The organism is Streptomyces viridiviolaceus, from assembly GCF_014650995.1.
GTDB classification, from domain to species: domain Bacteria; phylum Actinomycetota; class Actinomycetes; order Streptomycetales; family Streptomycetaceae; genus Streptomyces; species Streptomyces viridiviolaceus.
Genome location: NZ_BMWA01000017.1, coordinates 169,452 through 181,294, shown reverse-complemented (window position 1 = coordinate 181,294; position 11,843 = coordinate 169,452). Strand labels below are relative to the sequence as shown.

Below are 11,843 nucleotides of genomic sequence, written 5' to 3'. Positions count from 1 at the left end.
CCCGGAAGCTAAGCCTTACAGCGCCGATGGTACTGCAGGGGGGACCCTGTGGGAGAGTAGGACGCCGCCGAACAATCTTTGGAAGGACCCCTGGTCACCAGCGTTCAGCTGGGACCAGGGGTCCTTTTTGTTTTTCCAAGGCGCACCGGGCACCCGGCTGCGCGAGAATTGACTTGCGGTACCGAAGACAGGAGTCACCGATGTCCACCAACTCTCCCGACGACCGACCGGAGCGCGACCAGCGGCGACGGGACAGTGGTGACCGCGGTGACCGGAGCGGTCGCCGCGGTGACCGTGGCGGGTTCCGTCGCGACAACGACCGCCGTGACGGCGACCGTGGTGGCTACGGCCGGCGTGAAGACGACCGCGGCGGCTACCGGCGGGACGACCGCGGAGACCGTGGCGATCGCGGTGACCGTGGCGGGTTCCGTCGCGACGACAACCGCGGGGGTGGGTACGGGCGTCGTGACGATCGTGACCGCGGGCCGCGTCGCGACGACCGTGACCGCGGCTTCCGGCGGGACGACCGCGGAGACCGTCCCTCGTTCCGTCGTGACGACCGTGGGGAGCGTCGCGGTGATGACCGTGGCGACCGCGGTGACCGTGGTGGGTTCCGCCGTGAGGACAGCCGTGGCGAGCGGGGCGGCTATCCGCGGCGCGACGACCGCAGGGGCGATGACCGCGGGCAGCGCGGCGGCTTCCGGCGGGATGACAGGCGGGACGACCGCCGGGATGACAGGCGGGACGACCGCCGTGACGACCGTCGGGACGAGCGGCGCGATGACCGGCGTGACGGCGACCGTGGGTATGGGCGTCGTGACGATCGTGACCGCGGGCCGCGTCGCGACGACCGTGACCGCGGCTTCCGGCGGGACGACCGCGGAGACCGTCCCTCGTTCCGTCGTGACGACCGTGGGGAGCGTCGCGGTGATGACCGTGGCGACCGCGGTGACCGTGGTGGGTTCCGCCGTGACGACAGCCGTGGCGAGCGGGGCGGCTATCCGCGGCGTGAGGACAGTCGTGGGGAGCGCGGTGGCTACCCGCGGCGTGAGGACAGTCGTGGGGAGCGCGGTGGCTACCCGCGGCGTGAGGACAGCCGTGGCGAGCGGGGTGGCTACCCGCGGCGTGAGGACAGCCGTGGCGAGCGCGGTGGCTTCCGTGGGCGTGACGACCGGGGTGGCCGTGGTCCTCGGCGCGATGACCGCGGCGGGCGTCCCGGCGGGTTCCGCGGGCGGGACGACCGGCACGGCGGTGGCCGCTTCCGTGAGGAGCGGGACCGCGACCGCGAGCCGATCAAGCGGCTGCCGATTCCCGAGGACGTCACCGGCGAGGAGATCGACAAGGACGTACGGCAGGAGCTGCAGAGCCTCCCCAAGACGCTCGCGGACGACGTCGCCAGGAACCTGGTGATGGTCGCCAGGCTCCTCGACGAGGACCCCGAGGGTGCCTACGGCTACTCCAAGGTGGCGCTGCGGCTGGCCTCGCGCGTCGCCGCCGTGCGCGAGGCGGGCGGGTTCGCCGCGTACGCCAACCAGAAGTACGGCGAGGCGCTCGCCGAGTTTCGGGCCGCGCGCCGGATGACCGGCTCGGTGGACCTGTGGCCCGTCATGGCGGACTGCGAGCGAGGGCTCGGGCGGCCGGAGAAGGCGCTGGAGATGGCCGGGGCTCCCGAGGTGCAGAAGCTGGACAAGGCCGGGCAGGTCGAGATGCGGCTCGTGGCGGCGGGCGCCCGGCGCGACATGGGGCAGCTCGACGCCGCCATCGTGACGCTGCAGAGCCCCGAGCTGGCCTCCAACTCCGTACAGCCCTGGACCGCGCGGCTGCGGTACGCGTACGCGGACGCGCTGCTGGCCGCCGGCCGGGAGCAGGAGGCGCGGGAGTGGTTCGCGAAGGCCGTGGAGTCCGACCGGGACGGCAGCACGGACGCCTCCGACCGGCTCGCCGCGCTGGACGGCGTGGAGTTCACGGACGCCCTCGGCGATGACGAGGGCGACAGCGAGGACGGCGGGGAGAAGCCGTCCGCCGAGGCCGGCGACAAGGACTGACGCCGACGGTGTGACGAAGGGGCGGGACCGCAAGGTCCCGCCCCTTCGTCGTACCGCGTCACAGGTCCAGTGCGCGCAGTACCAGACCGGACGCCGGCTTCGGGCCGAACGACGTCGACTTGCGGGGCATCGTGACGCCCTGCCGGGCCAGGTCGCGGACGACCTCCTCGCGCACCGGGTGCAGCAGGACGGCCGTAGCTCCGTCGCGTTCGGCCTTCTCGACCGTGGCGGCGGTGTCGTGGATGTAGGAGATGTGCGCCGCGGAGTCGTCGGGGACGCGCCAGACGTGGGCGAGGAGTGTGGCGTGCAGGACCGTCGCGTCCAGGCTGCGCCACGCCTCGGGGCGGTCGGTGGGGACCGTGCGGGCCAGGAGCGCGGGGTCCGGCCGGTCGACGAGGTGGAAGGAGCCGTCGCCGGCGAGCAGGAAGGCGTTGCCCGCGTCGGCCGCCTCCGCCAGCGCGGTCAGGGCCTCGGCCAGGGGGGCTTCGAGGCGGCGGACGCGGAAGTGGCCCTCGACGGCGGCCAGGGCCTCGCTCACCGGCAGGCCGTGCAGCAGGCGGTGGATGGCCCGGACGCGCAGCGGGTAGCGGGCCGTGTCGACCAGGAGGACGAGACCGTAGTCCCAGGGGCTGGGGGAAGGGTGTTCCGCGCGGAGCGTGCGGTACGTGGCCCAGCGGTGGTGGCCGTCGGCGATGAGGGCCTGGTGGCGCGCCAGTTCGGACCGGACGGCGTCCATGTCGTCGGGGTCGGTGATCGACCACAGGCGGTGGCAGAAGCCGTCCTCCGTGGTCGTCGACAGGAGGGGTGGCCGTGCGGCGGCGCGTTCCACGACGGTGGTCGTGGCGGCCGTGGCGCCGTTGCCGCGGTAGGTCAGGAGCAGGGGTTCGAGATTCGCCGAGGTGGCCCGCATGAGCGCCGCTCGGTCTGCGACGACGTGTGGCATGACGTCCTCGTGCGGCAGGACGACCTGGTCGGCGGGGTCCGACACGCGCAGGGCGCCGATGAGGCCGCGTTGCAGCATGCCGTCGCCGTCGCGCTGTTCGTAGACGTACAGGCCGGGTTCCGGGTCGGCCCTCAGGACGCCCTCGGACAGCCAGCGCCGCAGTGTGCGGGCGGCCTGCTGGTTGCGGGCCTCCGGTGTGGCGGCCTGGGGCAGGATGAGGCGGACGATGTTGTGCGGGTCGGCGGACTCCAGGTGGAGCAGGCCGTCGGGGCGGACCACGACGTCGTACGGAGGGGAAGTCACGGCGGCCAGGCTGCCGACCCGGTCGGGGTCGAAGCGGAGGCCTCGGAACGGGATGAGTTCGAGGCCCCGGCGCGCCGTTGCTTCCGGGTGACCTGCAGTGTCCATCCCGGCATCGTACGTGTGTCAGTGGCATGGGGGATGATCGGGGGAAAGGCGTCGAACGAGGAGCGATGTGCAATGAGCCGGAGCGTCAGGACGAGGCCCGAGGGCAGTGGGCGGGGCCTGAGCGAGGCGTACGACACGGCGCTGCTCGACCTGGACGGCGTGGTGTACGCCGGGGGGAACGCGATCGCTCACGCCGTCGAGTCGCTCGCCACGGCCCGCGCGGGAGGAATGCGGCTCGCGTATGTCACGAACAACGCGCTGCGGACGCCTGACGCGGTGGCCGCGCACCTGACCGAGCTGGGCATACCGACGGGCGCGACCGACGTCATCACGTCGGCGCAGGCGGTGGCCCGGCTGATCGCGGAGCAGGTGCCGCAGGGCGCCCGGGTGCTGGTGATCGGCGGCGAGGGGCTGCGGGTCGCGCTGCGCGAGCGGGGCCTGGAGCCGGTGGAGTCGGCGGAGGACGGTCCGGCGGCGGTGGTGCAGGGGTACGGCGGGCCCGAGCTGCCCTGGGGCCGGTTCGCGGAGGCGTGCTACGCCATCGCGCGCGGTGTGCCGTGGTACGCCTCCAACACCGACCTGACGATCCCGGGCGCGCGAGGGATCGCTCCGGGCAACGGCGCGGCGGTGGAGGTCGTGCGGATCGCCACCGGGGCCGAGCCGCAGGTCGCGGGGAAGCCGCTGCCTCCGATGCACCGGGAGACGATCCTGCGGACCGGCGCTCGGCGGCCCCTGGTGGTGGGCGACCGGCTGGACACGGACATCGAGGGCGCGTTCAACGGGGAGGTCGACTCGCTGCTCGTCCTGACCGGTGTGACCGACGGAGCGCAGCTGCTGGCCGCGCCGCCGCAGCACCGGCCGACGTACGTCGATGCCGACCTTCGCGGGCTGCTCGCCGGTCAGGCCGAGGTCACCGGAGACGGGGACGGCGGGTTCCGCTGCGGTGGCTGGACGGCGACGGCGGGGGAGCGGCTGGAGCTGGAGGGCGACGGCGAGGCCATGGACGGGTTGCGGGCGCTGTGCGCGGCGGCCTGGACGGCGGCCGGGGAGGGCACGTGCGAGCTGGACCCGGGGAAGGCGTTGGCGCGACTGGGGTTGTGAGTCGCCGTGGTGGGAAGGAGCCCGCCTCGGACGGCCTCCGTGAGCGTCCAGGGGATCGTGATCGATTGGCAGGGTAGGCTAACCTAACCGCGTGTTGGTCGACAGTCCTCCCGAACAGCGCGCGGAGACCGCCCCCGCGCCCCCGAAACGCCAGGCGATACGCGCCGTTGGGCTGCTCGTCTCCGTGGTGATCCTGGTGGTCGTCGCGTTGGCGAGCATCGCGATCGGTGCGAAGGACCTGCCCCTGGACCAGGTCTGGCACGGTCTGTTCCACGATTCGGGCACGTACGGCGACATCGTGGTCGGTGAGCGGTTGTCGAGGACCGTGCTCGGCCTGCTCGCGGGTGCCGCGCTCGGCCTGGCAGGAGCCGTGCTGCAGGCGCTCACCCGGAATCCGCTGGCCGATCCCGGACTTCTCGGCATCAACGCCGGTGCCTCCGCGGCGGTCGTCACGGCCATCACCTTCCTCGGCGTCACCTCGCTGTCGGGCTACGTCTGGTTCGCCTTCCTCGGGGCGGCGGCGGTCGGTGCGCTGGTCTGGTTCCTGGGCGGCAGCCGGGGTGCCACGCCGGTGCGGCTGGCGCTGGCCGGTACGGCGATCAGCGCCGCGCTCTTCGGCTACCTCCAGGCCGTGATGATCATGGACGACGCGGCGCTTGGCCGGATGCGCTTCTGGACGGTCGGTTCGCTGTCCTCGGCGACCGACGACATCATCGTCGAGGTGCTGCCGTTCTTCGCGGCGGGCTCCGTCCTCGCTCTGGCGCTCGCGCGGCCGCTCAACGCCATGGAGATGGGCGACGACACCGCCAAGGCGCTCGGCGCCAACCTGAACCGCACCCGGGCGCTGTCCATGCTCGCCGCGACCGTGCTGTGCGGGGCCGCGACCGCGGCCTGCGGCCCGATCGTGTTCGTGGGCCTGATGGTCCCGCACATCGTCCGCTCCTTCACCGGGCCCGACCTGCGCTGGATCCTGCCCTACGCCGCGATCCTGTCGCCCGTGCTGCTGCTCGGCGCGGACGTGCTCGGCCGGATCGTCGCGCGGCCCTCGGAACTGCAGGTCGGCATCGTCACCGCCGTCCTGGGCGGTCCGGTCTTCATCTACCTCGTACGACGGCGGAGGACGGCCCAGCTGTGAAGACCAACCGTGCTGTGCGGAGCCCGGGAGGGCTGTCGGTCCGACTGGACGTCAGGACCCTCGTCGTCGTGGTGCTGCTGCTGGTGGCCGCGCTCGCCGCGAGCGTCGTCCTGATCGGCACCGGCGACTTCGAGATCCCGGCCGCGGACGTGCTCAGGACCCTGTTCGGCGAGGGCAACGCCAGTCAGGAGTTCATCGTCAACGAGTTGCGGCTGCCCCGGGTCCTGGTCGGGCTGCTGGTCGGTGCCTCGCTCGGGCTGGGCGGCGCGCTGTTCCAGGCCATCTCCCGCAACCCGCTGGGCAGTCCGGACGTGCTCGGCCTCGGGCAGGGCGCGACGGCCGGCGCGCTCACGATGATCGTCCTGTTCTCCGGGGGTGCGACGCAGGTGACCCTCGGCGCGCTGCTGGGCGGCCTGGTGACCGGACTCGGCATCTACCTGCTCGCCTGGAAGCAAGGCGTGCACGGCTACCGACTGGTTCTGGTCGGCATCGGTATGTCGGCGATCGTCACGGCGATCAACGGCTACCTGCTCACCAGGGCCGACATCGTCGACGCCGCCCGTGCCGTCGTATGGATGACCGGATCCCTCGACGGGCGCGACTGGAACCAGGTGTGGCCGCTGCTCGCGCTGTGCGCCGTGCTGGTGCCGCTCGTGCTCGCCAACGGGCGGGGCCTGCGGATGATGGAGATGGGCGACGACATCTCCTACGCCCTCGGGGTGCGCGTCGAGCGGGTGCGGATGCTGCTGCTGGTGGCCGCCGTGCTGCTCACGGCAGCCGCCACCGCCGCGGCAGGCCCGGTCAGCTTCGTCGCGCTCACCGCGCCGCAGCTCGCCCGCCGCCTGACCCGCTCGCCAGGCCCCAACCTGCTGCCGTCCCTGTGCATGGGCGCCGCCCTGCTGATCACCGCCGACTGGATCTCGCAGCGGGCCTTCGGCGCCGACCAGCTGCCCGTGGGCGTGGTCACCGGTGTTCTCGGCGGCGTCTACCTGCTGTGGCTGCTGGTCACCGAGCGCAAGGCGGGCCGGATATGAGCGCCGGCACCGGCATCCGCAGCGGGCTGAACAACCAAAGGAGCATCGTGAACCGCCTGTCCGCCGAGAACGTCACCCTCGCCTACGACCAGCGTGTCATCGCCGAGAAGCTGTCGGTCGAGATACCCGACAACTCCTTCACCGTGATCGTCGGCCCGAACGCGTGCGGCAAGTCCACCCTGCTGCGGGCTCTGTCACGGATGCTCAAGCCCAGCCAGGGCAGGGTGCTTCTCGACGGAGAGGTCATCCAGTCGATGCCCGCCAAGCAGGTCGCGCGGACCCTCGGCCTGCTCCCGCAGTCGTCGATCGCGCCCGACGGCATCACCGTCGCCGACCTCGTCGGCCGCGGCCGCTACCCGCACCAGGGCCTGCTGCGCCAGTGGTCGACCGAGGACGAGCGGGTCGTCCAGGAGTCGATGGCCCGGACCGGCGTGGCCGAACTCGCCGACCGCTACGTCGACGAACTCTCCGGCGGCCAGCGGCAGCGCGTGTGGATCGCCATGGCGCTCGCCCAGCAGACCCCGCTGCTGCTGCTCGACGAGCCGACCACGTACCTGGACATCCAGCACCAGATCGACGTCCTCGACCTGTGCGCCGAACTGCACGAGGAGCAGGGCCGCACCCTCGTGGCCGTCCTGCACGACCTCAACCACGCCGCCCGCTACGCCACCCACCTCATCGCCCTGCGCGGCGGGGAGATCATCGCCGAGGGCGCGCCGAACGACATCGTCACGGCCGGACTGGTCGAGGAGGTCTTCGGACTGCGCTGCCAGGTCATCGACGACCCGGAGACGGGCACGCCGCTGGTGGTGCCGGCCGCGCGCAAGGCACGCGCGCATGGCGGCGCCGCGCCGGAGAAGGTCGCCGCTACAGAAGCTTCCTGAGCCGGAACAGGTCGCGCAGGCCGGCCTCCAGCCGAACCCGGCCCGAGCCCCAGGCCCTGGCGAAGTTCAGCTCGCCGCCGACCAGGGCCACCAGGTCGTCGCCGGTCATGGCCAGCCGGATGTCGGCCTTCTCGCGCGGCGGCCCCTCAAGGGTCTCCCGCACGTCGATGCGGCCGTCCGCCATGCGTCCGGCGAAGGTGACGTCCAGGTCGGTGATGTGGCAGCTCACCGAGCGGTCCAGTTCGGCGGCCGCCCGGACGTCGCCTTCGGCGTCCTGCATGTTGTCCGAGAGCTTCTCGAGTGCGGCGCGGCACTCCTCAGTCGTCGCCATCAGGACCGACCGTATCGCAGTGGTTCGGGTAGCGTCGGGGCATGAGCGACGCAGTTCCCGAGCCCGGGGCCCAGGAGGCCGGGGCGGAGGCGGAGGCGCAGCCCGAGTACGACCCCGCCGCGCCCGCCCCGCTGCACGTGCCCCGCACCCCCACCGGCAACGCCGAGGTGGACGCCCGGCTTGCCCGGCTGGCCGACGCCGACCACCTGGCCACGGACGGGCACGTCGAGGTGTACGAGGATGTACACAGGGGGCTGCGCGACGCGCTCACCGCGCTCGACGCCCGCCCGGGACCTCCGGCGCCCCCCGCCTGAAAGCACAAGGGAGCTGAACCGAACGTGGCAGGAGTCGCACGCCGCCGTCTCGACGCGGAGCTGGTCCGCCGGAAGCTCGCGCGCTCACGCGAGCACGCCAGCCAGCTGATCGCCGCGGGGCGGGTCACCGTCGGCAAGACCGTCGCGACCAAGCCGGCCACGCAGGTGGAGACCGCCGCGGCCATCGTCGTCACCCAGGACGACAGCGACCCCGACTACGTCTCGCGCGGCGGTCACAAGCTGGCCGGCGCCCTGGCGGCGTTCGTACCGCAGGGACTGGTCGTCGAGGGGCGACGGGCGCTGGACGCCGGCGCCTCCACCGGGGGCTTCACCGACGTCCTGCTGCGGGCGGGCGCCGCGCACGTCGTCGCCGTGGACGTCGGATACGGACAGCTCGCCTGGACTCTCCAGCAGGATGAACGCGTCACCGTCAAGGACCGTACGAACGTACGCGAACTGACGCTCGGAGCGATCGATGGGGAGCCCGTGGACCTTGTCGTGGGGGATCTGTCCTTCATCCCGCTCGGACTGGTGCTGCCCGCCCTGGTGCGGTGCACGCGGCCGGACGCCGACCTGGTGATGATGGTGAAGCCGCAGTTCGAGGTGGGCAAGGAGCGGCTGGGCAGCGGGGGAGTGGTACGCAGTGCGCAGCTGCGGGCCGAGGCCGTGCGGGGCGTCGCCCGCAGGGCGTGGGAGCTCGGGCTCGGTGTGAAGGGGGTCACCGCCAGTCCGCTGCCCGGTCCCTCCGGGAACGTCGAGTACTTTCTGTGGCTGCGGGCCGGGGCCGGCGAACTGGACCCGGCCGACGTTGACCGTGCAGTGGCGGAGGGGCCGCGTTGACACAGAACCGAGCTCGTACTGTTTTCCTGCTCGCCCACACCGGGCGCCCGGCGGCCGTGCGCAGCGCCGAGCTCGTGGTCAAGGGGCTGCTGCGCGCCGGGCTAGGCGTACGCGTCCTGGAGGCCGAGGCCGTCGACCTGCCGCTGCCGGACGAGGTGGAGCTGGTCAAGGAGGCCACCCCGCAGTGCCTCGACGGATGCGAGCTGCTGATCGTGCTGGGCGGCGACGGGACGCTGCTGCGCGGCGCGGAGTTCGCCCGCGCCTCCGGGGTGCCGATGCTCGGCGTCAACCTCGGCCGGGTCGGCTTCCTCGCGGAGGCCGAGCGGGACGACCTCGACAAGGTCGTCGACCGGGTGGTGAGCCGGGCGTACGAGGTCGAGGAGAGGATGACCGTCGACGTCGTCGTGCACCGCAACGGCGACATCGTGCACACGGACTGGGCGCTGAACGAGGCCGCCGTGCAGAAGGTGTCCGCCGAGCGGATGCTCGAGGTCGTGCTGGAGATCGACGGGCGGCCGGTGACGGGGTTCGGGTGCGACGGCATCGTCCTGTCGACGCCGACCGGGTCGACGGCGTACGCGTTCTCGGCCGGGGGGCCGGTGGTGTGGCCGGAGGTCGAGGCGCTGCTGATGGTGCCGATCTCGGCGCACGCGCTGTTCGCGAAGCCGTTGGTGACCTCGCCGGACTCCGTGCTCGCGGTGGAGGTGCTGCCCCACGTGCCGCCGGGCGTGCTGTGGTGCGACGGGCGGCGGACCGTCGAGCTGCCGCCGGGGGCGCGGGTGGAGGTCCGGCGGGGGGCCGTACCGGTGCGGCTGGCCCGGCTGCACCACGCTTCTTTCACCGATCGGCTGGTGGCCAAGTTCGCGTTGCCGGTCTCCGGGTGGCGGGGAGCGCCTCATTAGCGGTCTCGGAGGGCTGGTCCCGGAGCGTCGGCGGCCGCGTGCCGCCTGTGGCTGATCGCGCAGTTCCGCGCGCCCCTGGGGGCGATGCACTCCTGTGGGTGACAAGGGCGGGCCGGTCGCACTCCCGGGCCCGGACCTCGTAAGGTCGTGTCCGTGTTGGAGGAGATGCGGATACGGTCGCTCGGAGTCATCGACGACGCCGTAGTGGAGCTGTCGCCCGGGTTCACCGCCGTCACCGGTGAGACGGGTGCGGGCAAGACCATGGTGGTCACCAGCCTGGGACTGCTGCTCGGCGGGCGCGCGGACCCGGCGCTGGTGCGGATCGGTGCGAAGCACGCGGTCGTAGAGGGGCGGATCTCCGTGCCCGGGGACGCCGCGGCCGCCGTACGGGCCGAGGAGGCCGGGGCCGAGCTCGACGACGGGGCGCTGCTGATCAGCCGCACCGTGTCCGCCGAGGGGCGGTCGCGGGCGCACCTGGGCGGACGGTCCGTGCCGGTGGGGATGCTCGCCGAGCTGGCCGACGAGCTGGTGGCCGTGCACGGGCAGACCGACCAGCAGGGGCTGCTCAAGCTCACCCGGCAGCGGCAGGCGCTCGACCGGTACGCGGGCGACGCGGTCGCCGTGCCGCTCGCCAAGTACGCCGGTGCCTACCGGCGGCTGCGGGCCGTCTCCTCGGAGCTGGAGGAGATCACCACGCGTGCGCGGGAACGCGCGCAGGAAGCCGACATGCTGCGCTACGGCCTCGACGAGGTCGCAGCCGTCGAACCGCGCGCCGGCGAGGACGTGGAGCTGGCGGAGGAGGCCGAGCGGCTGGGCCACGCCGAGGCGCTGGCGTCCGCCGCCACGGCCGCGCACGCCGCGCTGGCGGGCGATCCGGAGGACCCCGAGGGCGTGGACGCGGCGACGCTCGTCGCGGGCGCGCAGCGGGCCCTGGACGCCGTGCGGTCGCACGACCCGGCGCTGGCCGCCCTCGCCGACCGGATCGGCGAGGTCGGCATCCTGCTGCGTGACGTCGCCGGGGAGCTCGCTGGGTACGCCGACGACCTGGACGCCGACCCGCTGCGGCTGGCCGCGGTCGAGGAGCGGCGGGCCGCCATCACGGGGCTGACGCGGAAGTACGGCGAGGACGTCGCCGCCGTGCTGGCCTGGGCCGAGCAGAGTGCCGCCCGGCTGACCGAGCTGGACGGCGACGACGAGCGGATCGGTGAGCTGACCGCCGAGCGGGACGCGCTCAGGGCCGAACTGGGCGGGCTGGCACAGGCGTTGACCGACGCGCGGACCGAGGCCGCCGAACGGTTCGCCGCCGCGGTGACCGCCGAGCTGGCCTCGCTCGCCATGCCCCACGCGCGCGTGTCGTTCGCGATCCGGCAGACCGAGGACCCCGAGGGCGTGGAGGTCGGCGGGCGGACGGTGGCGTACGGGCCGTCGGGCGCCGACGAGGTCGAGCTGCTGCTCGCCCCGCATCCGGGCGCGCCGCCGCGGCCCATCGCCAAGGGTGCGTCCGGCGGTGAGCTGTCGCGCGTGATGCTGGCCGTGGAGGTCGTGTTCGCGGGCACGGACCCGGTGCCGACGTATCTCTTCGACGAGGTCGACGCCGGTGTGGGCGGCAAGGCGGCGGTGGAGATCGGGCGGCGCCTGGCACGGCTCGCGAAGACCGCGCAGGTCGTGGTCGTCACGCATCTCCCGCAGGTGGCCGCCTTCGCCGACCGGCAGCTGCTGGTGGAGAAGACGAACGACGGGTCGGTGACCCGGTCCGGCGTGAAGGTGCTGGAGGGCGAGGACCGGATCCGGGAGCTGTCCCGGATGCTCGCCGGGCAGGAGGACTCCGAGACGGCCCGGGCGCACGCCGAGGAGCTGCTGGCGGCGGCTCGGGCGGACGCGTAGAGGGCCGGTCCGGCGGGCCCGT

12 protein-coding genes and 1 rRNA gene are annotated in these 11,843 nt (G+C 73.2%); 10 read left to right on the top strand and 3 right to left on the bottom strand.

Going from position 1 to position 11,843, the window contains the following annotated elements; translation table 11 throughout:
• Nucleotides 1–73: ribosomal RNA gene (gene rrf, locus IE260_RS43390) — 5S ribosomal RNA — on the top strand; the annotation flags it as partial.
• A gap of 121 nt (nucleotides 74–194) precedes the next feature.
• Here the strand turns inward: rrf and IE260_RS42840 are convergent.
• The gene (locus IE260_RS42840; RefSeq protein ID WP_194687270.1) at nucleotides 195–1,247 is read right to left on the bottom strand and encodes a hypothetical protein; all 1,053 of its coding nucleotides are present in this window, start codon (nucleotides 1,245–1,247) and stop codon (nucleotides 195–197) included.
• Nucleotides 1,248–1,301: 54 nt separating this feature from the next.
• Between IE260_RS42840 and IE260_RS42835 the strand changes: the two genes are divergently transcribed.
• The gene (locus IE260_RS42835) at nucleotides 1,302–2,045 is read left to right on the top strand and encodes a tetratricopeptide repeat protein (protein WP_194687269.1); all 744 of its coding nucleotides are present in this window, start codon (nucleotides 1,302–1,304) and stop codon (nucleotides 2,043–2,045) included.
• Between the two features lie 58 nt (nucleotides 2,046–2,103).
• Here the strand turns inward: IE260_RS42835 and IE260_RS25320 are convergent, their stop codons facing one another.
• On the bottom strand, nucleotides 2,104–3,396 hold the full coding sequence (locus IE260_RS25320; protein WP_189875697.1) for a DUF1015 domain-containing protein: 1,293 nt from the start codon (nucleotides 3,394–3,396) through the stop codon (nucleotides 2,104–2,106).
• 72 nt (nucleotides 3,397–3,468) lie between these two features.
• On the opposite strand from IE260_RS25320, the gene IE260_RS25315 reads away from it, so the two are divergent.
• The 4 genes from IE260_RS25315 (at nucleotide 3,469) to IE260_RS25300 (ending at nucleotide 7,550) form a co-directional block, all read left to right on the top strand.
• Nucleotides 3,469–4,497, top strand: coding sequence for an HAD hydrolase-like protein (locus IE260_RS25315; RefSeq protein WP_189875696.1), 1,029 nt, complete (start codon nucleotides 3,469–3,471; stop codon nucleotides 4,495–4,497).
• Between the two features lie 91 nt (nucleotides 4,498–4,588).
• Nucleotides 4,589–5,632 carry a FecCD family ABC transporter permease gene (locus IE260_RS25310; protein ID WP_189875694.1) on the top strand — a complete coding sequence of 348 codons (1,044 nt, stop codon included), beginning with the start codon at nucleotides 4,589–4,591 and terminating at the stop codon, nucleotides 5,630–5,632.
• Complete coding sequence (locus IE260_RS25305; protein WP_189875692.1) at nucleotides 5,629–6,666, top strand: FecCD family ABC transporter permease; 1,038 nt, start codon at nucleotides 5,629–5,631, stop codon at nucleotides 6,664–6,666. Before IE260_RS25310 ends, IE260_RS25305 begins: the two co-directional genes overlap by 4 nt.
• Nucleotides 6,663–7,550 (top strand): ABC transporter ATP-binding protein, encoded by an 888-nt coding sequence (locus IE260_RS25300; protein WP_189875690.1) that lies wholly within the window; start codon nucleotides 6,663–6,665, stop codon nucleotides 7,548–7,550. The genes IE260_RS25305 and IE260_RS25300 overlap by 4 nt, the downstream gene beginning before the upstream one ends.
• Here the strand turns inward: IE260_RS25300 and IE260_RS25295 are convergent.
• On the bottom strand, nucleotides 7,534–7,881 hold the full coding sequence (locus IE260_RS25295; protein WP_189875688.1) for an SCP2 sterol-binding domain-containing protein: 348 nt from the start codon (nucleotides 7,879–7,881) through the stop codon (nucleotides 7,534–7,536). The genes IE260_RS25300 and IE260_RS25295 overlap by 17 nt on opposite strands.
• A 41-nt stretch (nucleotides 7,882–7,922) precedes the next feature.
• On the opposite strand from IE260_RS25295, the gene IE260_RS25290 reads away from it, so the two are divergent.
• From IE260_RS25290 to recN, 4 genes are all read left to right on the top strand, one after another.
• Nucleotides 7,923–8,195, top strand: a complete 273-nt coding sequence (locus IE260_RS25290) for a hypothetical protein (RefSeq protein WP_189875686.1) — start codon at nucleotides 7,923–7,925, stop codon at nucleotides 8,193–8,195.
• A 24-nt stretch (nucleotides 8,196–8,219) separates the two neighbouring features.
• Entirely contained in the window at nucleotides 8,220–9,035 is an 816-nt protein-coding gene (locus IE260_RS25285; RefSeq protein WP_189875684.1) for a hemolysin, read from the top strand.
• Nucleotides 9,032–9,937: an NAD kinase gene (locus IE260_RS25280; protein WP_189875681.1), complete on the top strand. Its 906-nt coding sequence runs from the start codon at nucleotides 9,032–9,034 to the stop codon at nucleotides 9,935–9,937. The genes IE260_RS25285 and IE260_RS25280 overlap by 4 nt, the downstream gene beginning before the upstream one ends.
• A 165-nt stretch (nucleotides 9,938–10,102) precedes the next feature.
• Nucleotides 10,103–11,821, top strand: a complete 1,719-nt coding sequence (gene recN / locus IE260_RS25275; RefSeq protein ID WP_189875712.1) for a DNA repair protein RecN — start codon at nucleotides 10,103–10,105, stop codon at nucleotides 11,819–11,821.
• The last annotated feature ends 22 nt before the right edge of the window (nucleotides 11,822–11,843 follow it).